Annotated in this window: 24 protein-coding genes; 21 read left to right on the top strand and 3 right to left on the bottom strand. The window is 71.7% G+C overall.

Features of this window, described 5'->3' with window-relative positions; all coding sequences use genetic code 11:
• Positions 1 to 11 precede the first annotated feature (11 nt).
• Entirely contained in the window at positions 12 to 1,022 is a 1,011-nt protein-coding gene (locus JSY13_RS07935) for a LysM peptidoglycan-binding domain-containing protein (RefSeq protein WP_259606189.1), read from the bottom strand.
• A gap of 223 nt (positions 1,023 to 1,245) precedes the next feature.
• On the opposite strand from JSY13_RS07935, the gene JSY13_RS07930 reads away from it, so the two are divergent.
• Positions 1,246 to 1,584 (top strand): Rv2175c family DNA-binding protein, encoded by a 339-nt coding sequence (locus JSY13_RS07930; RefSeq protein WP_259606188.1) that lies wholly within the window; start codon positions 1,246 to 1,248, stop codon positions 1,582 to 1,584.
• Between the two features lie 25 nt (positions 1,585 to 1,609).
• On the opposite strand, the gene JSY13_RS07925 is transcribed toward JSY13_RS07930, so the two are convergent.
• Positions 1,610 to 2,713: a polyprenyl synthetase family protein gene (locus JSY13_RS07925; protein ID WP_259608162.1), complete on the bottom strand. Its 1,104-nt coding sequence runs from the start codon at positions 2,711 to 2,713 to the stop codon at positions 1,610 to 1,612.
• A gap of 93 nt (positions 2,714 to 2,806) precedes the next feature.
• Here JSY13_RS07925 and JSY13_RS07920 point away from each other — a divergent pair, with 93 nt between their 5' ends.
• The 20 genes from JSY13_RS07920 to JSY13_RS07825 all read left to right on the top strand — a co-directional run bounded on the left by JSY13_RS07920 (position 2,807) and on the right by JSY13_RS07825 (position 21,832).
• The gene (locus JSY13_RS07920) at positions 2,807 to 3,205 is read left to right on the top strand and encodes a DUF3040 domain-containing protein (protein WP_259606187.1); all 399 of its coding nucleotides are present in this window, start codon (positions 2,807 to 2,809) and stop codon (positions 3,203 to 3,205) included.
• A gap of 294 nt (positions 3,206 to 3,499) precedes the next feature.
• The gene (gene mraZ / locus JSY13_RS07915) at positions 3,500 to 3,931 is read left to right on the top strand and encodes a division/cell wall cluster transcriptional repressor MraZ (protein WP_259606186.1); all 432 of its coding nucleotides are present in this window, start codon (positions 3,500 to 3,502) and stop codon (positions 3,929 to 3,931) included.
• 95 nt (positions 3,932 to 4,026) lie between these two features.
• Complete coding sequence (rsmH, locus tag JSY13_RS07910) at positions 4,027 to 4,965, top strand: 16S rRNA (cytosine(1402)-N(4))-methyltransferase RsmH (RefSeq protein WP_259606185.1); 939 nt, start codon at positions 4,027 to 4,029, stop codon at positions 4,963 to 4,965.
• Positions 4,962 to 5,525 (top strand): cell division protein FtsL, encoded by a 564-nt coding sequence (gene ftsL, locus JSY13_RS07905; protein WP_259606184.1) that lies wholly within the window; start codon positions 4,962 to 4,964, stop codon positions 5,523 to 5,525. The genes rsmH and ftsL overlap by 4 nt, the downstream gene beginning before the upstream one ends.
• A gap of 25 nt (positions 5,526 to 5,550) precedes the next feature.
• Positions 5,551 to 7,338, top strand: coding sequence for a peptidoglycan D,D-transpeptidase FtsI family protein (locus JSY13_RS07900; protein ID WP_259606183.1), 1,788 nt, complete (start codon positions 5,551 to 5,553; stop codon positions 7,336 to 7,338).
• Positions 7,339 to 7,367: 29 nt separating this feature from the next.
• On the top strand, positions 7,368 to 8,780 hold the full coding sequence (locus JSY13_RS07895; protein ID WP_259606182.1) for a UDP-N-acetylmuramoyl-tripeptide--D-alanyl-D-alanine ligase: 1,413 nt from the start codon (positions 7,368 to 7,370) through the stop codon (positions 8,778 to 8,780).
• Positions 8,777 to 9,880 (top strand): phospho-N-acetylmuramoyl-pentapeptide-transferase, encoded by a 1,104-nt coding sequence (gene mraY / locus JSY13_RS07890; RefSeq protein WP_259606181.1) that lies wholly within the window; start codon positions 8,777 to 8,779, stop codon positions 9,878 to 9,880. Before JSY13_RS07895 ends, mraY begins: the two co-directional genes overlap by 4 nt.
• Positions 9,877 to 11,412, top strand: a complete 1,536-nt coding sequence (murD, locus tag JSY13_RS07885; RefSeq protein ID WP_259606180.1) for a UDP-N-acetylmuramoyl-L-alanine--D-glutamate ligase — start codon at positions 9,877 to 9,879, stop codon at positions 11,410 to 11,412. The genes mraY and murD overlap by 4 nt, the downstream gene beginning before the upstream one ends.
• A complete protein-coding gene (ftsW, locus tag JSY13_RS07880) occupies positions 11,381 to 12,562 on the top strand; it encodes a putative lipid II flippase FtsW (protein WP_259606179.1) in 1,182 nt (393 codons plus the stop codon). The genes murD and ftsW overlap by 32 nt, the downstream gene beginning before the upstream one ends.
• Positions 12,559 to 13,638: a UDP-N-acetylglucosamine--N-acetylmuramyl-(pentapeptide) pyrophosphoryl-undecaprenol N-acetylglucosamine transferase gene (locus JSY13_RS07875; protein ID WP_259606178.1), complete on the top strand. Its 1,080-nt coding sequence runs from the start codon at positions 12,559 to 12,561 to the stop codon at positions 13,636 to 13,638. Before ftsW ends, JSY13_RS07875 begins: the two co-directional genes overlap by 4 nt.
• A gap of 90 nt (positions 13,639 to 13,728) precedes the next feature.
• Positions 13,729 to 15,129, top strand: a complete 1,401-nt coding sequence (murC, locus tag JSY13_RS07870; RefSeq protein WP_259606177.1) for a UDP-N-acetylmuramate--L-alanine ligase — start codon at positions 13,729 to 13,731, stop codon at positions 15,127 to 15,129.
• A 1-nt stretch (position 15,130) separates the two neighbouring features.
• Positions 15,131 to 16,096, top strand: coding sequence for a cell division protein FtsQ/DivIB (locus JSY13_RS07865; RefSeq protein ID WP_259606176.1), 966 nt, complete (start codon positions 15,131 to 15,133; stop codon positions 16,094 to 16,096).
• A 179-nt stretch (positions 16,097 to 16,275) separates the two neighbouring features.
• On the top strand, positions 16,276 to 17,421 hold the full coding sequence (ftsZ, locus tag JSY13_RS07860; protein ID WP_259606175.1) for a cell division protein FtsZ: 1,146 nt from the start codon (positions 16,276 to 16,278) through the stop codon (positions 17,419 to 17,421).
• Complete coding sequence (locus tag JSY13_RS07855; RefSeq protein WP_259606174.1) at positions 17,418 to 18,098, top strand: YggS family pyridoxal phosphate-dependent enzyme; 681 nt, start codon at positions 17,418 to 17,420, stop codon at positions 18,096 to 18,098. Before ftsZ ends, JSY13_RS07855 begins: the two co-directional genes overlap by 4 nt.
• A gap of 44 nt (positions 18,099 to 18,142) precedes the next feature.
• Positions 18,143 to 18,610: a cell division protein SepF gene (locus tag JSY13_RS07850; protein WP_259606173.1), complete on the top strand. Its 468-nt coding sequence runs from the start codon at positions 18,143 to 18,145 to the stop codon at positions 18,608 to 18,610.
• 4 nt (positions 18,611 to 18,614) lie between these two features.
• Entirely contained in the window at positions 18,615 to 18,914 is a 300-nt protein-coding gene (locus JSY13_RS07845; RefSeq protein WP_259606172.1) for a YggT family protein, read from the top strand.
• 158 nt (positions 18,915 to 19,072) lie between these two features.
• Positions 19,073 to 19,639, top strand: coding sequence for a DivIVA domain-containing protein (locus JSY13_RS07840; protein ID WP_259606171.1), 567 nt, complete (start codon positions 19,073 to 19,075; stop codon positions 19,637 to 19,639).
• Between the two features lie 9 nt (positions 19,640 to 19,648).
• Positions 19,649 to 20,257, top strand: a complete 609-nt coding sequence (lspA, locus tag JSY13_RS07835) for a signal peptidase II (protein WP_259606170.1) — start codon at positions 19,649 to 19,651, stop codon at positions 20,255 to 20,257.
• Positions 20,258 to 20,259: 2 nt separating this feature from the next.
• On the top strand, positions 20,260 to 21,186 hold the full coding sequence (locus JSY13_RS07830) for an RluA family pseudouridine synthase (protein ID WP_259606169.1): 927 nt from the start codon (positions 20,260 to 20,262) through the stop codon (positions 21,184 to 21,186).
• A 64-nt stretch (positions 21,187 to 21,250) separates the two neighbouring features.
• Positions 21,251 to 21,832, top strand: a complete 582-nt coding sequence (locus JSY13_RS07825; RefSeq protein WP_259606168.1) for a GNAT family N-acetyltransferase — start codon at positions 21,251 to 21,253, stop codon at positions 21,830 to 21,832.
• A 13-nt stretch (positions 21,833 to 21,845) separates the two neighbouring features.
• Here JSY13_RS07825 and JSY13_RS07820 read toward each other — a convergent pair whose 3' ends face one another.
• Positions 21,846 to 22,328 carry an NUDIX hydrolase gene (locus JSY13_RS07820; RefSeq protein WP_259606167.1) on the bottom strand — a complete coding sequence of 161 codons (483 nt, stop codon included), beginning with the start codon at positions 22,326 to 22,328 and terminating at the stop codon, positions 21,846 to 21,848.
• Between the last annotated feature and the right edge of the window lie 61 nt (positions 22,329 to 22,389).

Raw genomic sequence — 22,389 nt, 5'->3', positions numbered from 1 at the left:
GATGCCCGGGTTCAGCTGAGACCGGCCAGCCACTGGTGCGCCTGCTGCTCCCACTGTCCGTAGCGGTCCGGGTAGGCGGAGATCTGCACGGCCTGTGCCGCCTCGCTGAAGCCCATCTCGTGCCAGCCGCTGAGATCGCGCAGGCCGCGCGAGGCGTGGCCGTTCGGGTCGCCGGAGCCGCCGTAGAACACGCGGGTGCTGCGGTCGGCGTCCAGGATCTGCTCGGGCGTGCCCCAGCCCTGGCTGGGCCGCTGCTGGAACAGGCCCAGCGAGTCGCGGTCGCCGTAGTCGAGGTTCCGCAGCGACGATTCCACCATCGCCGTGGCGAGGGCGATCGCGATGCCGCGGTCGGGCACGCCGAGCTCCCGGCCGATGCGGATGATCAGCGAGGCGTTGGCCGCCTGCTCCGCATCGAGGGTCGCGAAGCGCTGCGCGTTCGGCGGGGGAGTGAGTCGCAGCGTCTGGCCCGGGTAGATGATCGCGCCCTCGCCGAGTCCGTTGGCGGCCAGGAGGGTCGCCACCGTGGTGCCGTGCTTCGCGGCGATCCCGAACAGCGTGTCGCCCGCGACGACGGTGTGCGTGTCGGCGGGCGTGGCCGGTGCGGGGGCGGCCGCCGGCGCGGGGGTCGACGCGGCGACGGGGACGGGAGCGGCCCCGCCGATGCGGAGCTGCTGGCCCGGGTAGATGATCGCGTCGGGGCCGAGGCCGTTGGCGGCGATGATCGCGGCGACCGACGTGCCGTGGGCGCGAGCGATCCCGTACACCGTGTCGCCGGGGGCGACGGTGTACGAGGCGGGCGCCGCCGAGGTCGGCGCCAGGCGAGCGGCGTGGTGCGGGAGGGCGGCGGTCGCGGGGGACGGGTGCTGCGCCGGGCGCGGCAGCGACGCCGCGGGCACCGCGAGCGGCCCGGTCTCGGCCCCCGCCGGCGCGGCGGTCAGGGTCGCGGCGAGCGTGCCGATCACGGCGGCCGGCAGCCCGACCCGCAGACCGTGCTCGCGGATGGTCCGGTGGCGAAGTATCACGGATTCCCCCTTGCTTCTCACTCACGACACGCTGGCACGGCTGTAAACAGTTGTCAACAGGAGTGACGCGTGTGACTGATGTGACGGATGCGTGGTGACGACGCCGTCGGCCCGGGATGAGCGGCGCGCGCGGAGGTGAGATAGTGGGCTCGTGCCTGAGAACGACCCTGTTCCTGAGAACGACTTTGTTTCTGAGAACGACCCTGTTTCCGAGAACGATCCCGTGTCCGACAGCGACGCCGTGCAGTGGCTCACCGTCCCCGAGGTCGCGGAGGCGCTGGGTGTCACCCCCGGACGTGTCCGCCGCCTGCTCGACGAGCACTACCTCGTCGGATCCCGCCGTCACGGCCCGCTCGCCGTGCCCGCCATCTTCCTCGTCGACGACGGCCCGCTGCCGTCCCTGCGCGGCACGATCATCGCGCTGCACGACGCCGGCTTCGACGACGACGAGGTGATCGATTGGCTCCTCGCCGAGGAGGACACCCTCGGCCGCACGCCGATCGCGGCGCTGCTCGCGGGGCACAAGAGCGAGGTACGCCGGGTCGCCCGGACCCTCGCCTGAGCCCCTCGTAGCGACATCCGCGTGGTCAGGACGTCCGCGTGGTCGCGGCGTGGGCGAGCCGCCGCAGCTCCTCGAGAGCGGATGCCTCGAGTGCGACGCCCTCCCGTGCGGCATCGTCCAGGGCGGCATCCGCAGCGGCGACGTAGTCGGCGATCATCGCCTCGACGCGCTGGAGCGCTCCGCTGGAGCGGATGGCGTCCTGCATCCGCTCCACCTGTGCCGGGTCGAGCCCGGGATTTCCGAGCGCGGCGTCCAGGGCGGCCCGGTCCGCGCCGGAGAGCCGCTGCCGGGTGAGCGCCACCAGCACGGTGCGCTTGCCCTCGCGCAGATCGTCCCCGGCCGGCTTCCCGGTGAGCGCCTCGTCGCCGAACACTCCGAGCACGTCGTCGCGCAGCTGGAAGGCCATCCCGATCGGATGCCCGAAGGCGCGCAGCGCGTCGCGCTGCCCGGCATCCGCCTCTGCCAGCGCGGCGCCGAGCAGGAGCGGCTGCTCCACGCTGTAGCGCGCCGACTTCAGGGAGGCCACCCGCAGCGCGCGCTCCAGGTGCATCTCGTCGGTGTGCGCGCTCCACGCCGACTCCTCGGCGATGTCCAGCATCTGCCCGACCGTGACGTCCCGGCGCATCCGCGCGTACTCCGCCCGCACCGCGGCGGCCTGCGGATGCCCCGAGATCGCCTGCTCCATCAGATCGTCGCTCCAGGCCACCAGCAGATCGCCGAGCAGGACCGCGGAGGCGCGCCCGAAGGACTCGGCGTCGCCGTCCCAGCCCTCCCGCCGGTGCGCGGACTCCAGCGCCCGGTGCGTGGCGGGCCGGCCCCGGCGGGTGTCGGAGTTGTCGATCAGGTCGTCGTGCACCAGCGCCGCGGACTGGAAGACCTCCAGGGATGCGGCCAGATCCCACAGCGCCGCCGGTTCGGTCGCCTCGGCGGAGCGGGCGCGGGCGACGGCCGCCCATCCGCTGTGGCAGAAGCGGGCGCGGAGCCGCTTGCCGCCCTCGAGCGTCGCGGCGGCGGACTCCATGAACAGGGCCGCATCCGGACCGTACTGGGCACCGTCCGCACGCACGTCGGAGACGAAGGCGGCGAGGTGCGCGGAGACCGCGTCGATGACCGGAGAGGAGGGCACGATTCCCAGCCTAGATGCAGGTATCCAGGGGCTCTCCGGCTAGCCGCTGCTTCCGAACGAGCGTAGACTGGAAGGACTGACCCGAGGGGGACGGACATGCCTCTTTCCGAACAGGAGCAGCGTCTGCTCGACGAGATGGAACGCCATCTCCTCCAGAACGATGCCGATGTCGTGAGCGCGCCATCCGGGGACCGTGCGCTGAGCTACCGGAACCTCGTCTACGGCGCCCTTCTGCTGCTCGCAGGCATCGGCGGACTCATCGCGGCGGTCGCCCTCGGCGGCCGGCTGGGACCCGTCGCCAGCATCGTCGTCGGCGTGCTGGCCTTCCTCGCGATGCTGGCGGGCGTCATGCTCGCCTTCACCCCGGTGCGGCGCTCCGCGTCCGGTGCCTCGGGATCCGATCCGTCCCGCGGGCGCGGCCCGAAGCCGAAGGGCTCGGGCTCGTTCATGGACCGGCTGAACGACCGCTGGGATCGGCGCCAAGAGGAGCGCTGAGCCCACCCCGTCACGAAGACCCGGATGCTGAGCATCCGGGTTTCGTCGTTTCCGGAGGGGTCGGGATCCTCCGCAAGCGTCGCCTGCGGTCCTCCTCCCCGCCCCCTCCACCCGCCCTCCACTGCGCCTCCAGTGCGCTCCACCCCCGTGATTCCGCGGAATCACGGGGGTTCTCTGCGTCCGGGGCGCGATCCGGCTCCAGAAAGTGGCGCGCGACCGTAGGAAAGTGGAGGGAAGTGGAGTAAAGTGGGGTGCACCTCGAGTCAGGCCGGAGCACAGAGGGGGTGATGGCCGATGTTGCTGGGGACGCACACGCCGAAACTCGACGACAAAGGGCGTGTCATCCTCCCCGCGAAGTTCCGTGAGGACCTGGCCGGCGGCATCGTCGTCACTCGAGGTCAGGAGCGCTGCCTGTATGTGTTCAGCACGGCCGAGTTCGAGGCCGTGCACGAACGGATCCGGCAGGCGCCCCTGAGCAACAAGCAGGCCCGTGACTTCCTGCGGCTGTTCCTCTCCGGCGCGAGCGCCGAGATGCCGGACAGCCAGAACCGGATCACCATCCCCGCCCACCTCCGGCAGTACGCGGGGCTGGAGAAGGAGCTGGTGGTCACCGGAGTCGGCGCCCACGCCGAGATCTGGGATGCCGCGGCCTGGAACGCGTACCTGGAGAGCAACGAAGAGACCTATGCCGAGCTGGAGGAGGAGGTGATCCCGGGCTTGTTCTGACCACGGCTGTGATGCCTCGCCGCTCCGCCCCGACACACTTCCCCGGTGCCGGGTCGAGCGGAGAGGAATCAGAGCCGGAGGTCCCCGGAAGAGAGATGAACCTCCGCGACATCCACACCCCGGTCCTCCTCGAGCGCTGCATCGAGCTGCTCGGCCCCGCCCTGAACCGCGACGGCGCCGTCCTCGTCGACGCCACACTCGGCATGGGCGGCCACGCCGAGGCGTTCCTGGAGCGCTTCCCCGGCATCCGCCTCATCGGCCTGGACCGCGACACGGACGCGCTGCGCATCGCGGGGGAGCGGCTGTCGCCCTTCGCCGACCGCATCGCTCTCGTGCACGCCGTGTACGACGAGATCGGCCTGCACGCGCAGGGCGCCTCGGCGATCCTCTTCGACCTCGGCGTCTCCTCGCTGCAGCTGGACGAGGCCGAGCGCGGCTTCGCGTACGCCAAGGACGCCCCGCTCGACATGCGGATGGACCAGACCCGCGGGATGACCGCCGCGCAGGTGCTCGCCGAGTACAGCGAGGGGCAGCTGCGCCGCATCTTCGAACGCTACGGCGAGGAGAAGCTCGCGGCACGGTACGCCCGGTTCATCGTCCAGGCCCGCACCGAGAAGCCCATCACCCGGTCGGGCGAGCTGGTCGACCTGCTCGTGGCAGCCACCCCGGCCGCCGCGCAACGGGCCGGCCACCCCGCCAAGCGCGTCTTCCAGGCGCTGCGCATCGAGGTCAACGCCGAGCTCAGCGTCCTCGCCGACGCGATCCCGGCCGCGATGGACGCCCTCGCCGTGGGCGGTCGCATCGCGGTGATGTCCTACCAGTCGCTCGAGGACCGGCTCGTCAAGCAGGCCTTCGCCGCGGCATCCGCCTCGACCGCGCCCGCCGGGCTCCCGGTCGAGCTGCCCGAGCACGCCCCCCGGTTCCGCACCCTGACCAAGGGCGCCGAGCAGGCGAGCGACGAAGAGCGCGCCCGCAACCCGCGCGCCATCCCGGTGCGGCTGCGCGCCGCCGAGAAGCTGAGGGAGAAGCCATGAGCCTCCAGGCGCTGCGCGCGCAGCCGCGGACGGAGCCGATCGCGGCCCCGGTCCGCCGACTGCAGGCCGTCCCCGAGCCCGACCGCCGCCGGCGGCCGAAGCTCGCCTACGCCCTGCTCGCCGTCGGCGGCGCGCTCGCGATCGGGGCGGCGCAGATGGGCCTGTCCCTCGCCGCCACGCAGGACTCGTTCGTGCTCGCCGAGCTCACCGCGCAGCAGCGCGCGCTGACCCTGGAGAAGCAGGCCCTCAGTGAGGAGATCGTCGCGCTCAGCTCGCCGCAGTCGCTGGCCAGCAAGGCGGATGCCCTGGGTCTCGTCGTCGCCGGCTCCGCCTCCTACCTGCGCCTCAGCGACGGTGTGATACTGGGGGCGAGCCAGAGCGCCGACGGCCGGTCCACCGTGAACCCGAACGGGCCCAGTGCGGTGGGCAACGCGCTGCTGGCGCCCGAAGGGGCGCTGGTGGGCTCCGGGGAGATCGCCGACTCGACGGCCCAGGACGTGCAGGGCCCGATCGCCCCGCCCGCCCTCAGCGACGGACTGCCCACCCCCACGACCCGCTAGCCATCACCCGGACGGAGACCGCAGCATGACGACACGAGCAACGCGCGGCCCCCGCCGCCGCACCGTCGCCGCCCTCGCCGTCATCCTCGCCGTGCTGTCCGCCTTCATCGTCCGCCTCGTCGACATCCAGGTGGTCCGTGCCGATGAGCACGTGGCCGACTCCCTCAGCGTCGGCCAGCTCGGCTCGACCCAGACGATCGCCGGCGCGCGCGGCGACATCGTCGACGAGAAGGGGACCGTGCTGGCCTCGAGCGCATTCGTCTACGACGCCGAGCTCGACCCGCTGGTGATCACGCAGCTCGAGGAGGACGAGGAGCATCGGCCGGACCTGCCCTGGGCCGAGGCCAGCGACCGGATCGCCGACGTCATCGGCAAGAGCGGCGACGAGGTGCGCGCGCTCGTCGCGGACGCGCTCGTCGCCAACCCGCAGTCGCGCTGGGTGCAGCTGGCCCGCGGCCTGTCCACGCAGCAGTACCTCGATCTGCGCGAGCTCGGCCTGCCCTACCTGCACATGCCGCCCCGCTCGGTGCGGGTGTACCCGAACGGCGCGGTCGCGGGGAACATGATCGGCTTCCTGAACGGGGAGGGCGAGGCGCAGTACGGCGTCGAGCGCCTCGAGGCCGAATGCCTGGCGCCCACCAACGGCGAGCGGTCGTTCCTTCGCGGCAAGGACGGGGTGATCATCCCTGGAAGCGAGCGCGTCACGCCCGCGGTCGACGGCGGCACGGTGAAGCTCACGATCGACAGCGACCTGAACTGGTACCTGCAGCAGATGATCGCCGAGGAGGCGCAGCTGCAGGGCGCGAAGGGCGCGACCGTCACCGTCGTCGAGGCGGAGACCGGCAAGATCCGCGCCGCCGCGGAGTACCCCGCGGTCGACCCGAACGACATCGAGGCGGTCGACCCGGCGCACTGGAGGTCGCAGATTTTCTCCGACGCGTACGAGCCCGGTTCGACGTTCAAGGCGATCACGGCCGCCGCTCTCATCGACCAGGGCGCCGCCACGCCGCTGTCGACGGTGTCGGCCGCCGACCGCGAGGTCTTCCCGAACGGCGCGGTCATCAACGACCCCTTCCGCCACGGCGTCTCTCAGTACACGCTGGCCGGGGCGCTCATCGACTCGTCCAACGTGTCGATGTCCAAGTTCGGCACCATGGTGGCGCCCGAGGTGCGCGGCGAGTACCTGGAGCGGTTCGGGGTCGGCCGGCCCACCGCGGTCGGCTTCCCCTTCGAGGAGGAGGGGATGCTCACCGACCCGCTCCGCTGGGACAACCAGACCCTCTACACCAGCACCTTCGGGCAGGGCGCCTACACGATCACGATGGCGCAGCTCGCCGGCGCGTACCAGGCTCTCGCCAATGACGGCGAGAAGATCGACCTGTCCCTCGTCGAGTCGTGCACCGGTGCCGACGGAACCGTCACGGAGGCCGCCGATCCCGGTCGCGAGCGGGTCGTCTCCGCCGACACCGCGGCTCAGCTGCGGCGGATGCTGGAGAACGTGGCCGTCCAGGGCGGTCTGAACGAGCAGGTGCAGATCCCGGGGTACCGGGTCGGGCTGAAGACCGGCACCGCGCAGAAGACCGACGGCAACGGCGGATACAAGGCCGGGGTGTACTACACCAGCATGGTCGGCATGGCGCCGATCGAGGATCCGAAGTACATCGTCGTGGTGAGCATGGACGAGCCGACTAGGCTGAGGTCTTCCGCGGCGACCGCGTCGGCCTTCCAGAAGGCGATGACCCAGGTGCTGAAGACCTACCGGATCGCCCCGTCCTCGCAGCCGATGGACGAACCGCTTCCCAAATTCGATTGAGCCGGCCCTCCGCCGCGCATGGAGACACGATGATCGCCCTGTCGCTCGCCGAGATCGCCGCCATCCTCGGCGGTGAGCTGCGCCCCACGGCCGGAGACACCCCTGAGACGGTGGTCGACGGTCCCGTCGACACCGATTCCCGCACGATGGTCCCCGGCGCGATCTTCGTCGCCAAGCCGGGGGAGACCACCGACGGCCACCGGTTCGTCCCCGAAGCGGCCGCCGCCGGCGCGGTCCTCGCGGTCGTCGAGCGCCCCGTCGACGCCGACGTGTCGCAGATCGTCGTGCCGGATGCCGTCGCCGCCCTCGCCGACCTCGCCCGGGCCGTCGTCGCGCGGGTCCGCGCGCAGGGCGACCTGCGGATCGTCGGCATCACCGGATCCAACGGCAAGACCACGACCAAGAACTTCCTCGCCCGCATCCTGCAGGACGAGGGAGAGACCGTCGCACCGATCAAGTCCTACAACAACGAGGTCGGCGCCCCGCTGACGATGCTGCGGGTGACGCCCACGACGCGCTTCCTGGTCAGCGAGTTCGGCGCCGCCGGCCCCGGCAGCATCGCCCGCCTCGCCGGCCTGGTCGAGCCCGATGTCGCCGTGGTGCTCATGGTCGGCCTGGCGCACGCCGGCGGGTTCGGCGGCATCGAGCTGACCGCGAAGGCGAAGTCCGAGCTCGTGCGGTCCGCCCGCCCGGGCGGCACGGCCGTGCTCAACCTGGACGACCCCCGCGTCGCCGCCATGCGCGCGATCGCCGAGGAGCGGGGCATGACCGTCGTCGGATTCGGGCAGGGACCCGCCGCCGACGTGCGCGCCCGCGACATCGAGGTGACGGCATCCGGCACGTCCTGCGTCGTCGAGACGGCGGGCGAGCGCCTGCCGCTGCGGTTGCAGGTGCTCGGCGCCCATCATGTGGCGAACGCCCTTGCGGCGATCGCCGCGGCCGGGGTGCTCGGCGTCCCCGCCGCGGATGCCATCGCGCGCCTGGAGACGGTCGAGCTGGCCGAACGCTGGCGGATGCAGCCGATGGGCAACGACCGGGTGCGCATCATCAACGACGCCTACAACGCCAGCCCGGACTCCATGGCGGCGGCGCTGCGCACCCTCGCCCAGATCACCGGGCCGGGGGAGCGCACGGTCGCCGTGCTCGGCGCGATGAGCGAGCTGGGGGACGCCGCCGGGGAGGAGCACGACCGGATCGGGCTGCTCGCGGTGCGCCTGAACATCCAGCGGATCGTCGTCGTGGGCCCCGAGGCCCGCCGCCTCTACCTCGCCGCCGTCGGCGAGGGCTCCTGGGACGGCGAGGCCGTCCACCTGCCCGACCAGGACGCAGCATTCGAGTACCTCCGGGCCGAGCTGCGCGACGGCGACCGGGTGCTGGTGAAGTCCTCCAACTCCGTCGGGCTCCGGCACCTCGGCGATCGTCTGGGAGAATTGTTCTCGTGAGGTCTCTGCTTATGGCGACGGCGATCTCCCTCGCCTTCTCGCTCTTTCTGACCCCCGTCTTCCTGAAGCTGTTCCGCAGGCTCGGCTGGGGGCAGGTGATCCGCACCCCTGAGGACATCGCCAACCCGAGCCACGGCGCCAAGCGCGGCACCCCCACCATGGGCGGCCTCATCTTCATTCTCGGCACCATCGTCGGCTACCTCGTGGGCGTCTTCGTCGGCGGCAGCACGCCGGCGCTGTCCGCGATCCTCGTGCTCTGGCTCATGCTCGGCTTCGGGGTCGTCGGCTTCATCGACGACTACATGAAAGTGCGCAGCCAGCGCAGCCTCGGCCTCTCCGGATGGCGCAAGATCATCGGCCAGCTGCTGGTGATCATCCCGTTCGGCGTGGTCGCGCTGAACTTCCCCAACCGGTGGGGGCAGTACCCGGCATCCAGCCACGTGTCGCTGTTCCGCGACATCCCGTGGCTCGACCTCATGCTCATCGGCGGCCCGATCCTGGGCTGGGTGCTCTACCTGATCTGGATCTCCGTGATCGGCGTGGCCACCTCCAACAGCGTGAACCTGACCGACGGCCTGGACGGCCTCGCCGCCGGCGCCGGCGTGTTCGTCGTCGGCGCGTACAGCCTGATCGCGTTCTGGCAGTTCAAGCAGTCCTGCATCGGCGCCTCCATCGCCGGATGCTACGAGGTGCGCGAACCGCTCAACCTCGCCACCGTCGCCGCCGCCTTCGCCGGTGGCCTGGTCGGGTTCCTGTGGTGGAACGCGCCGAAGGCGAAGGTGTTCATGGGCGACGTCGGCTCCATGGCCATCGGCGGCGTCATCACCGCGATGGCGATCCTCACCCGCACCGAGCTGCTCCTGTTCGTCATCGCCGGCATCTTCGTGATCTCCTCCGGCTCGGTGATCCTGCAGCGGCTGTACTTCAAGGTCACCCGCGGCAAGCGGCTGTTCCTGATGAGCCCGTTCCACCACCACCTCGAGATGCGCGGCTGGCCGGAGGTCACCATCGTCGTCCGACTGTGGATCATCGCGGGCCTGCTCGCCGTCTCCGCGGTCGGGCTGTTCTACGTCGACTGGCTGATCCTGATCCACGCATGAGCGCCGACCGTCTGGACCGGCTCACCTCGTGGCACGCCGACTGGTCCGGCCTGCGGGTGGCCGTGCTCGGCCTGTCCGTCACCGGCTTCTCCGTCGCCGACACGCTCACCGAGCTCGGCGCCGAGGTGCTCGTGCTCTCGGAGTCCGCGAGCGATGAGTACGAGCGGCTCGTCCCGGTGATCGGAGCACGGCTCGAGCTCGGCGCCCTCGACGAAGTGCCGCAGGCGCTGCGCGCGTTCGACCCCGAGGTGGTCATCGCCTCGCCGGGGTTCCCGCCCTCGCACCCGGTCATCCGCTGGACGCAGGATGCCGGGATCGCGCTCTGGGGCGACGTCGAGCTCGCCTGGCGCGTGCGCGACAAGGTCGTCCGCCCGGACGGCACGCCCGCCGAGTGGATGCTCATCACCGGCACGAACGGCAAGACGACGACCACCCAGCTCACCGCGACCCTGATGTCCGAGGGCGGGCTGCGGGTCGCACCGTGCGGCAACATCGGCGTTCCCGTCCTGGACGCGGTCCGCGACCCCTCCGGCTTCGACGTCCTCGTCGTCGAGCTGTCCAGCCACCAGCTCTGGTACATCGGGCAGTCCAGCCCGGCCGGCGAGCTCGTGCCGTACGCATCCGTCTGCCTCAACCTCGCCGACGACCACCTGGTCTGGCACGGCAGCGCGCAGGCGTATCGCGACGCGAAGGCCGTGGTGTACCGCAACACGCGCGTCGCGTGCGTGTACAACAAGGCGGATGCCGCGACCATGCGCATGGTGGAGGAGGCCGATGTCGTCGAGGGCGCCCGCGCCATCGGCTTCGATCTCGGCAGCCCCGGCCCCAGCGAGGTCGGCATCGTGGACGGCATCCTCGTCGACCGCGCCTTCCTCGACGACCGCCGGCACCGCGCCATCGAGCTCACCACCCTCGAGGAGCTCCGCCGTGCCGGGCTGTCGGCGCCGCACATCGTGCAGAACATCCTCGCCGCCTCCGCGCTGGCGCGCTCCTTCGACGTCGCGCCGGAGGCCATCCACCGTGCCCTCGCCGGCTTCCGCCTGGACGCGCACCGCATCGAGCTGGTGGCCGAGCACCGCGGCATCCGCTGGATCGACGACTCGAAGGCGACCAACCCGCACGCGGCGGCGTCCTCGCTGCGCGCCTACCCGGGCGCGGTCTGGGTGGTCGGCGGCGATCTGAAGGGCGTGGACCTGTCCGAGGTGGTCGCGGATCCCGGCGGCACGGCGCGTGCCGCGATCGTGATCGGCGTGGACCGGGAGCCGGTGCTCACGGCATTCCGGCGACACGCGCCGCACGTGCCGGTGTACGAGGTCGACGCTGGCGACACTGGAGATGTCATGGCCCGTGTCGTGGAGCTCGCGACGGGGATCGCCGGTGACGAGGGCACGGTCCTCCTGGCCCCCGCCGCGGCATCCTTCGATCAGTTCCACAGCTACGCGGACCGTGGACGCCGCTTCGCCGAGGCGGTGCGGCAGTGGATCGAGCGGGGGAGTGCGGATGACGCAGACGGCTCGCCCGCCTCGCCCTGACGGCGCCGGGCTCGCCGCCCGGGTGTCGCTCGGGCGGCTGTTCACGCCGGTGTCGACCGAGTTCGTGCTGATCGCGTCCACGGCGCTGATGCTCACCGTCTTCGGCCTGGTGATGGTGCTCTCCGCCACCAGCGCCAACGCGACCGCGCCGTTCGAGGGCGCGCTCAAGCAGGGCATGTTCGCGCTGCTCGGCATCCCGCTGATGTTCCTCGTCAGCCGCATCCCGATCGCGGTGTTGAAGCGGCTCGCGTGGCCGGCGCTGATCGGCGCGGTGATGCTGCAGCTGCTCGTGTTCGTCCCGGGGCTCGGCATCGAGTCCGGCGGCAACCGGAACTGGATCGGCCTGTTCGGGTTCACGCTGCAGCCCTCCGAGTTCCTCAAGCTCGCGCTGGCGCTCTGGGCCGCGTTCGTGCTGCTGCGCAAGCAGACCCGGCTCGGCATCTGGCACCACGTGTTCATCCCGGTCGTGCCGGTCTCGCTGCTCGCGATCGGCACGGTGATCGCGGGCAAGGACCTCGGCACCGCGATGGTGCTCATCCTCGTCGTCCTCGGCTGCCTGTTCTTCGCGGGCGTGAAGCTGCGGCTGTTCATCATCCCGGTGCTGCTCGGCATCGCCGCCGTCGCGTTCCTCGCGGTCGCCAGCCCCGACCGGATGCGGCGCATCCTCGCCGCCTGCGACGACATGTCGCTGTACGCGACCGACTGCTATCAGCCGATCCACGGCATCTGGGGCATGGCCAACGGCGGCGTCTTCGGCGTCGGGCTCGGCAACTCCCAGGAGAAGTACGGCTGGCTGCCCGCCGCCGCGAACGACTACATCTTCGCGATCATCGGCGAGGAGCTCGGGCTCATCGGGTGCGTGCTCGTGCTCGCCCTGTTCGGATGCTTCGCGGTGGGCGCCTTCCACATCATCCGCAAGACCGACGACCCGTTCGCCCGCGTCGCCACCGGCGGGATCGTGGTGTGGGTGATCGGGCAGGCGCTGATCAACATCGGCGTCGTGCTGCGGGTGTTCCCGGTGCTCGGCGTGCCGCTGCCGTTCATGTCGCAGGGCGGCACGGCGCTGCTGGCGGTGCTGATCGCGTGCGGCGTGATGCTCGCCTTCGCCCGCACGATCCCCGCGGGCGGACGGGGTAGGGTCGCGGGGTGACCACCTACCTCCTCGCCGGCGGGGGCACCGCCGGCCATGTCAATCCGCTGCTCGCCGTCGCCGACGTGCTGCGCGAGCGCGAGGGCGCGTCCGTGCTCGTGCTGGGCACCCGGGAGGGGCTGGAGGCGCGTCTCGTGCCGGCCCGCGGATACGAGCTGCTGACGATCGAGAGGCTGCCGTTCCCGCGCCGTCCGAACCGCGCCGCGCTGGGTTTCCCGCTCCGGTTCCGGCGCGCGGTGGCGCAGGTGCGCCGGTACATCCGGGAGCGCGGGGTGGACGTCGTCGTCGGTTTCGGCGGCTACGCCTCGGCGCCGGCCTACATCGCGGCGGCGCGTGAGCGCATCCCGTTCGTGGTGCACGAGGCGAACGCGCGGCCTGGCCTGGCGAACGTGCTCGGCGCGCGCTGGGCGGCCGCCGTCGGTGTGGCCTTCGAGGGGACGCCGATCCGCAAGGCCGAGGTCGTCGGGATGCCGCTGCGCCGCGAGGTCGTCGACCTCGACCGTCGCGCCGCCCGCCCCGAGGCGGCCGCGGCGTTCGGGCTCCACCCGGACCGGCCCGTCCTCCTCGTCTTCGGCGGGTCGCTGGGAGCGCAGCGTCTGAACGAGGCCTTCGCCGACGCGTGGCGCGACGTGCTCGCGGCCGGATGGCAGCTGCTTCACGTCACCGGGGAGCGCAGCGACCTCGCCGACCCGGGGGCGCCGGGCTACGCGCTGCGGCGCTACGTGGACCGGATGGACCTCGCGTTCGCGCTGGCGGATGCCATCGTCTCCCGGGCCGGATCCGCGACCGTCAGCGAGGTCAGCGCCCTCGGCATCCCGGCGGTGTACGTGCCGTACGCGGTGGGCAACGGCGAGCAGCGGCTGAACGCCGCCTCGGCGGTCGCCGCCGGTGCCGCCATTCTCATCGACGACGCGGGCTTCGACGGCGACACCGTGCGCTCGCAGGTGATCCCGCTGCTGCAGGACCGGGAGCGGCTGGACGCCATGGCCGCCGCGGCCGCCCGGGTGGGCACCCGCACCGGCACCGAGAACGTCGTCGCCCTCGTCGACCGAGCCCTCGCCGCCTCCGGTCGTTGAGCGAGCGGCGCGACGAGAGACGCACCGACCCCGGGCGCCCGCGGCGTGCTCGCTCGGCGCCCCGAGATCGCGACGTAGACTGAACCAGCCATGATCAGACCCGACCTCACCCTCCCCATCCCCGAGCACATCACCGCCGCGCACTTCATCGGCATCGGCGGTTCGGGCATGAGCGGTCTCGCGCGGATGTTCCTCGATGCGGGCATCCGCGTGTCGGGTTCGGACCGTGCCGACAGCGACAATCTGCGCGCCCTCGCCGAAGCCGGCGCGACCGTGCACGTGGGCCACGACGCGGCCCACCTCGGCGATGCCGACACCGTCGTGCACACCGGCGCCATCTGGCCGGAGAACCCTGAGTTCGTCACCGCCAAGGAGCGCGGCCTGCACGTCATCCACCGCTCGCAGGCGCTGCACTGGCTGATCGGAGGGCGTCGCCTGGTCGCCGTGGCCGGCGCGCACGGCAAGACCACCTCGACCGGGATGCTGGTGACCGCCCTGCAGGCGCTCGGCGCCGACCCCAGCTTCGTGAACGGCGGGGTGATCGAGCAGCTGGGCACCTCCAGCGCCACCGGATCCGACGAGCTGTTCGTGATCGAGGCGGACGAGTCCGATGGCACGTTCCTGCTCTACGACACCGCGGTCGCGCTGATCACCAACGTCGACCCCGACCACCTCGACTTCTACGCCTCCGAGGACGCCTTCTACGACGCGTTCGTGCGTTTCGGGAACGAGGCCTCTGAAGCGGTCGTCATCTCCAGCGACGACCCGGGCGCGCAGCGCGTGCGCGCGGGCCTCAGCCACCGCGCCGTGGTGACGTTCGGCCAGGCGGAGGACGCCGACGTCCGGCTCACCGACGTCGCCACCGCGGGCGCCGCCGCCGCCACGCTCACGCACCGCGGCGAGTCCGTGCGGATGCAGCTCGCCGTCCCCGGCGCGCACAACGCGGTCAACGCCACCGGTGTCGTCGCCGTGCTGCTCACCCTCGGTCACGGGCTCCCCGACGCGGTCCGCGCCGTGGAGGGCTTCGCCGGCACGGTCCGCCGCCTCGAGCTGCACGGCGAGGAGCGCGGCGTGCGTGTGTACGACGACTACTCGCACCACCCCACCGAGGTGCGCGCCGCGCTGCAGGCGCTGCGCGGGCTCACCGGGGAGGGGCGCCTGATCGCGATCCAGCAGCCGCACACCTACTCGCGCACCCAGCACATGTACCGCGAGTTCGCGGAGGTGCTCGAGGAGTGCGCCGACCACACCGTCATGCTCGACGTGTACGGCGCCCGCGAGGACCCGGTGCCCGGCGTGACCGGCGCGCTGGTCAGCGGCGCCTTCGCCGATCCGGCGCACGTGCACTACGTGCCGGAATGGCAGGAGGCGGCCGACTACACCGCGCGCATCGCGCGGGAGGGCGACGTGGTGGTCACCCTGGGCTGCGGGAACGTGTACCAGATCATCCCGCAGGTGCTCGACTCCCTTCGGCGCATCCCCGGGGCCTGACGTGCGCCGGCCCGCACCGCTGCCCGCCCGGCCGGACGAGCCGAGCCAGGAGGACGCGGAGGTCCGCGCCCCCGCGCCGTTCCGCAAGCCGCGTCGCGGGGTGTCGGATGCCGCGGTGCCCACCGCCGACGCCGCGGACGCGCAGGCCCTCGCCGGCGCGGCGGACGTGCAGGCCCGTGACGGTGCGGCGGATGCCGTGCCCGACCGGCCGCTCAGCAGCGCGGACGTGTGGCGGGCCGCCCGCGCGCGCCGGAGAGCGCTGCGCGCCGAGATCCGCCGGTTCACGCTGCGGTCGCGCCGGCGGCGGATGATCTGGTTGGGATCGCTGGGAGCGGTCCTGCTGCTGGTCCTCGGCAGCGTCGTGGCCGCCTACAGCCCGCTGTTCGCGGTGCAGAAGATCACGGTGGCAGGCGCGCAGACGCTGGATCCGGCTGCGGTCGAGGCCGCCCTCGCGGAGCAGCAGGGGACGCCACTCGCTCTCGTCGACCGCAGCGCGGTGCGCGCGGCGCTGATGACGTTCCCGCTGATCGAGTCGTACTCCCTGGAGGCCAGGCCCCCGCACGAGCTGCTGGTGCGGATCGTGGAGCGCGTGCCGATCGGGGTGATCGAGTCCGAGGCGGGCTTCACCCTGGTCGACGCCGCCGGGGTGGTGCTCTCGACCACGCCGAGCAGGCCCGACGGCGCCCCCCTGCTGGAGATCGACGGCGGCACCGATTCGGCTGCCTTCCGCAGCGCAGGGATGGTGGTGCGTTCCCTCCCCGCCGACGTGCGCGCGGCCCTGGTCGGCGTGAGCGCCTCCTCGGCGGACGACGTCACGCTCACCCTCACCGACGACCGCTCGGTGGTGTGGGGGAGCGCCGAACGCTCCGCCGAGAAGGCGGCGACCCTCGACCGGCTGATCGCGGCGCGGCCGGATGCACGCACCTTCGACGTCTCCTCGCCGAGCGTCGGCGTCGTCGGCGGCTGAGCCCGCGCCGTCGCCGCTGATTCCGGAGGCGATCGTCACGACACGCCGTGTCGCTGCGGGCAGCCGGGATGCCTGCGCATACCTTCGTCTCAGGAGAACGCAATACCGGGAAATACTTTACACCTCTAGTTGAGGTTTAAGGTTCACCCCGCACCAGGCTCGAATAACGGAGGCCGGCCATGAGCCAGAACCAGAACTACCTCGCCGTGATCAAGGTCGTCGGCGTCGGCGGTGGCGGCGTCAACGCCGTGAACCGCATGATCGAACTCGGCCTGCGTGGCGTCGAGTTCATCGCCGTCAACACCGACGCGCAGGCGCTGCTGATGAGCGACGCCGATGTCAAGCTCGACGTGGGCCGCGAGCTCACCCGCGGCCTCGGCGCCGGTGCGGACCCCGAGGTCGGCCGTCGCGCCGCCGAGGACCACGCCGAGGAGATCGAGCAGGCGCTCACCGGCGCGGACATGGTCTTCGTCACGGCGGGCGAGGGCGGCGGTACCGGCACCGGCGGTGCGCCGGTGGTGGCGCGCATCGCGAAGTCCATCGGCGCCCTCACCATCGGCGTCGTCACCAAGCCGTTCTCCTTCGAAGGCCGTCGCCGGCAGAGCCAGGCCGAGGCCGGCGTCGCGAAGCTGAAGGAAGAGGTCGACACCCTCATCGTGGTGCCGAACGACCGGCTGCTGGAAATCAGCGACCGCGGCATCTCGATGATCGAGGCGTTCGCCACCGCCGACCAGGTGCTTCTGGCCGGTGTACAGGGCATCACCGACCTGATCACCACCCCCGGCCTGATCAACCTCGACTTCGCCGACGTGAAGTCGGTCATGCAGGGCGCGGGCTCCGCGCTGATGGGCATCGGCTCCGCGCGCGGCGCGGACCGCGCGATCAAGGCCGCTGAGCTGGCCGTCGAATCGCCGCTCCTGGAGGCGTCGATCGAGGGCGCCCACGGCGTGCTGCTGTCGATCCAGGGCGGTTCGAACCTCGGCATCTTCGAGATCCACGACGCCGCGGACCTGGTCAAGGAGGCCGCGCACCCGGAGGCGAACATCATCTTCGGCACCGTGATCGACGACACCCTGGGCGACGAGGTGCGCGTCACCGTCATCGCCGCAGGCTTCGACGGCGGGGAGCCGGCTCCGCGCCTGGAGCCCATGGTCGTCGAGCGCCCGGCCGCCGCGCTGCCCGAGGTGCGCCTCGAGGAGAAGGCCGAGGAGCCCGCGGCATCCGAGCCGGTCCGTCCGTCGTCCCCGGTGTCCGCTCCGGCCCCGACCAGCCTCGAGCCGGCCTTCGCCGACGACGACATCGACATCCCCGAGTTCCTGAAGTGAGTCTGGAGGCGCGGCTGTCGGCGATCGACGAGCGGATCGCCGACGCTGCGCGCCGGGCCGGCCGCGACCCGGGGGAGATCACCCGGATCGTGGTCACCAAGTTCCACCCGGCGTCGCTGGTGCGCGAGCTGCACGCTCTCGGCGTGCGCGACGTCGGCGAGAACCGCCAGCAGGAGCTCACCGCCAAGCGCGGCGAGCTCGGCGACCTGGATGGTCTGCGCTGGCATTTCATCGGCCAGGCGCAGACCAACAAGGCGTCCGCGATCCGCCGCGACGCGCACGTCGTCCACTCCGTCGACCGCGTCAAGCTCGCGGACGCCCTGCATCGCGCGGCATCCGGCGAGGACGTGCTGGACGTCCTCGTGCAGGTCAACCTCACCGACGATCCCGGCCGCGGCGGTTCGAGCCTCGCGGATGCCGAGGCCGTCGCCGAGCACGTTCTCGGCCTGGACTCGCTCCGGCTGCGCGGCGTGATGGCCGTCGCACCGCTCGACGAGGACCCCGCATCCGCCTTCGCGCGGCTGCGCACCGTGGCCGACCGCGTCCGCCTGCTCGCCCCCGACGCGACCTGGATCTCGGCCGGGATGACCGGCGATTTCGTGGAGGCGATCGAGGCCGGCGCGACACACCTGCGGATCGGTTCCGCAATCACCGGCCCCCGGCCCGACCGGGTTTAGCCTTGCAAACAGACCAGCCCGACACGTTCGAACCGGAGGACACGATGGGTAACCCGCTGAAGAAGACCATGGTGTATCTCGGCCTCGCCGACGAGGAAGAGGTCTACCAGGAGGAGGCGCAGGCGCCCGTCCGCGCCCAGCGCGAGACCCCGGCGCACCGCGAGGAGCCGGCGCCCGCGCCGGTGACGCCGCTGCGTCGTCCCACCGCGATCCGCCAGCCCGCCGCCGGTGCGGTGAACGAGATCCTCACCGTGCACCCGAAGCAGTACCGCGACGCGCAGGTGATCGCCGAGAACTTCCGCGAGGGCGTGCCGGTCATCATCAACCTGTCGCAGATGAGCGACGCCGACGCGCGCCGGCTCATCGACTTCGCGAGCGGGCTGTCGCTGGGTCTGTACGGCCGCATCGAGCGCGTGACCAGCAAGGTGTTCCTGCTTTCGCCGGAGAACATCTCGGTCTCGGGTCAGGGCGGCATCGCGCAGGCGGACTCCGCCTCGTTCGACCACTCCTGAGCGGGTGGGCGGGTTTCTCAGCATCCTCGGCGGCATCGTCGAGACGGTGCTGACGCTGTACATCCTGGTGCTGTTCGCACGCCTGATCCTGGACTACATCCCGATGCTCAATCGGGAGTGGCGGCCGAAGGGCTTCGGGCTGGTCGCCGCGGAGGCCGTCTACACGGTCACCGACCCTCCGATCCGCTTCTTCCGCCGGCTGGTCCCGCCGCTGCGCATCGGCACGATCTCCCTCGATTTCGGCTTCGCGCTGACCATGATCGTGGTGCTGATCGTGATGTCGATCGTGCGCGCGCTGACCTGACCGCCGAACGCGCGGCCCGGCGCCCGGCGACCTCGCACCACTCAGGCGGGGGGACTATGCTTGGCTCCCAGGTGCGCGCCCCGGGTTCGCGCCGCAGCTGACAAACGCGCCATCTCGCAACGAACTGGCCACCGAACTCATCGAAAGAGGAGCCACACATGGCACTGACCCCGGATGACGTCGTCCACAAGGAGTTCCAGCACGTCCGCTTCAAGGACGGGTTCGACCCTGAGGAGGTCGACGACTACCTCGACGAGATCGTCGTTGAATGGCGTAAGACCATCGAGGAGAACAACGAGCTGAAGGCCAAGCTCGCCGCCTACGAGTCGGGCGAGGCCACCCCGGTCGCCGCCGCCGCTCCCGCCGAGGCGGGCGCACCGGCTGCCGAGGGCAACGCGACGAGCGCCACCGCCGGCATCATCGAGCTCGCGCAGCGTCTGCACGACGAGCACGTCGCCGAGGGCGAGGCCAAGCGCCGCCAGCTCATCGAGGAGGCCGAGGCCGAGGTCGCCCGCATCCGCAGCGAGGCCGAGGCCAAGCAGCGCGAGGAGTCCGCCCGCCTCGAGCGCGAGCGCAACACCCTCGAGGGCCGCATCACCGAGCTCCGCGAGTTCGAGCGCGACTACCGCAGCAAGCTGCGCAACCTCATCGAGGGCCAGCTCCGCGAGCTCGACCAGAAGGCTGCGGCCTCGGACTCCACCCCGGTGTCCGCCACCGGGCTGTAAGGCGTCCCTTTGCCAGGACGTCGTCCGCTTCGTCGGTCGGCGGCCGGCGCGATCGTCGCAATCCTCGCGGCGCTCGTGCTGGCCGCCGATCAGTTTGTGAAGCACCTGACCATCGAGAACCTGCCGCTGCAGGAGCCCGTGCCCGTGCTCGGGGAGTTCCTGCAACTGTACCACGCGCGCAACTCCGGTGCGGCGTTCTCGATCGGCGCCGGGGTGACCTGGATCTTCACCATCGCTCTCGCGCTGGTCGCCGGCATCATCGTGTGGAAGGCGTTCGCCCTGCGCTCGCGCCTGTGGGCCGTGGTGCTCGGATGCCTGCTCGGCGGCGTGCTCGGGAACCTCACCGACCGGCTGTTCCGGGAACCGGGCTTCGCCGTGGGGCACGTGGTCGACATGATCTCGATGCCGTGGATGATGCCCGCGATCTTCAACGTGGCGGACATCTTCATCGTCTGCGGCATGATCGCGGTCGCGCTGCTCATCGTCACCGGCCTGCGCTTCGACGGCACCCGGGAGCGGGATCACGTCGCAGCGGCGGCGCGGGCCGACGGCGCCGCGGCCGACCGCGGATCGGCGGGCGGCGCGGCGGCGGGTGTCACCGGCACCGAGGAGCGCTGAGCGTGCAGTCGCGGTCCCTCCCCGTCCCGGACGGTCTCGACGGCGCCCGCGTGGACGCTGCGCTGGCGAAGATGCTCGGGTTCTCCCGGACCTTCGCGGCGGAGGTCGCCGAGGCCGGCGGCGTCACGCTCGACGGCGCGGTGCTCGGCAAGTCCGACAAGCTCCGCGCCGGCGGCTGGCTCGAGGTGAGCTGGCAGCCGAAGGAGGAGCCGCGCATCGTGCCGATCGCGGTGCCCGAGCTGGGGATCATCCACGACGACGACGACATCGTCGTGGTGGACAAGCCGACCGGTGTGGCCGCGCATCCGTCCCTGGGGTGGGACGGGCCGACCGTGGTCGGGGCGCTGGCGGCCGCCGGCTTCCGCATCGCCACGAGCGGGGCGCCGGAGCGGCAGGGCGTCGTGCACCGGCTGGACGTGGGGACGAGCGGCCTGATGGTCGTCGCGAAGACCGAGTCCGCCTACACCGCCCTCAAGCGCGCGTTCAAGGAGCGCACGGTCGAGAAGATCTACCACGCCGTGGTGCAGGGGCATCCCGACCCGCTCGCGGGCACGATCGACGCGCCGATCGGCCGGCATCCGAACCACCAGTGGAAGTTCGCGGTGACCCCGGAGGGCAAGCCGTCGGTCACGCACTACGAGACCCTCGAGGCGTTCCCCGGGGCGTCGCTGCTGGAGATCCACCTCGAGACCGGCCGGACCCATCAGATCCGCGTGCACATGGCCGCGCACCGGCATCCGTGCGTCGGCGACCCCCTCTACGGCGCCGACCCGACGATGGCGGCGCGCCTGGGCCTCACCCGCCAGTGGCTGCACGCCCACGAGCTCGCGTTCACGCATCCGCGCACGGGCGAGTGGGTGCACTTCGCCTCGCCGTATCCCGACGACTTCCAGCACGCCCTCGCCGTTCTCCGCCTCTCCGGTCGTTGAGCGAGCGCAGGGAGACGAAACGCGTTCCGGCCCCGGTGTCCGACGCCGGTGGCACACTGACCCCATGAGCATCGAGGTCCGCCCCGCGACCGTCTTCGAAGACGTCGCCACACTGGTCGGCCCGAAGAAGCCGACCTCCAACGTCTGCTTCTGCCTGAGCTACCGCCTCGGCAGCAAGGAGAATCTCGCTCTGCGCGGTGCTGCCAGGGCGGAGAAGGTCCGCGAGCTCTGCGCGCAGGATCCTCCGCCCGGCGTCATCGCGTACCTCGATGGGGAGCCGGTCGGCTGGGCGGCGCTGCATCCACGTCGGGAGACGAGCTTCGCGCGCAACCGGCTGATCCCGCACGTCGACGATCTCGACGTCTGGTCGCTGTGGTGCTTCCGGGTGAGGCCCGGGTACCGCAAGCAGGGGGTGACGCACGCGCTGATCGACGGCGCCGTCGCCTACGCCCGTGAGCGCGGCGCCCCGGCCGTCGAGGGCTACCCGGTGGACAACCGCGGCGAGAAGGTGGATCTGACCATGGCGTACGTCGGCACGCGTGCGCTGTTCGAGCGCGCCGGGTTCGTGAAGGCCGCCGACACGGGCTCTGTCCTCAGCGGGTTCCCGCGCGTGCTGATGCGGCTCGATCTGCGCCACCCCGCGTGACGGATGCCCCGGCTCAGGGCGTGACGCGCCCGCCGCGGAAGTGCGCCGGGTCGTCCTCAGCCAGGGCGAGGGCGATCTTCCGCACGTGGGCCTGGTCCACCTCGCCCATGGCGCCGAGGTCGTAGAAGCCGACCTCGGTGAGCTCCCCGTCCGCGGGATGCGGGTCCCCGGACACCCATGTGCAGCGGAACACGATGTCCAGGTAGTCGACCTGATCGCCGTTGGCGTAGGTCACGCGCGGCAGCTGCTGCACGAGGGCGAGCCGGTCCACCGACACCACGACCCCCGCCTCCTCCAGACACTCCCGCGCGGCGGCATCCGCCGGCTCCTCGCCCGGCTCGACGATCCCCGCGACCAGCTGCCAGGCGCCGTTGTCGGCGCGCTTGCCGAGCAGCACCTTCTCGTCCCGGAAGACGACCGCGGTGACCCCGACCAGCGAGAGCGGCGCGGTGCCGACGTGCCGGCGGAGGGCGGTCACGAAGTCAGGTGTGGGCATGCCACTCAGGCTATCCCGGCCGACAGCCGCCGGTGTCCGAACTCAAACGTAGACTCGAGGC

The organism is Microbacterium neungamense (genome assembly GCF_024971095.1).
In the GTDB taxonomy this organism is placed as follows: domain Bacteria; phylum Actinomycetota; class Actinomycetes; order Actinomycetales; family Microbacteriaceae; genus Microbacterium; species Microbacterium neungamense.
The sequence above is the reverse complement of the archived record's forward strand: the minus strand, read 5'-3'. Positions and strand labels throughout refer to the sequence as shown.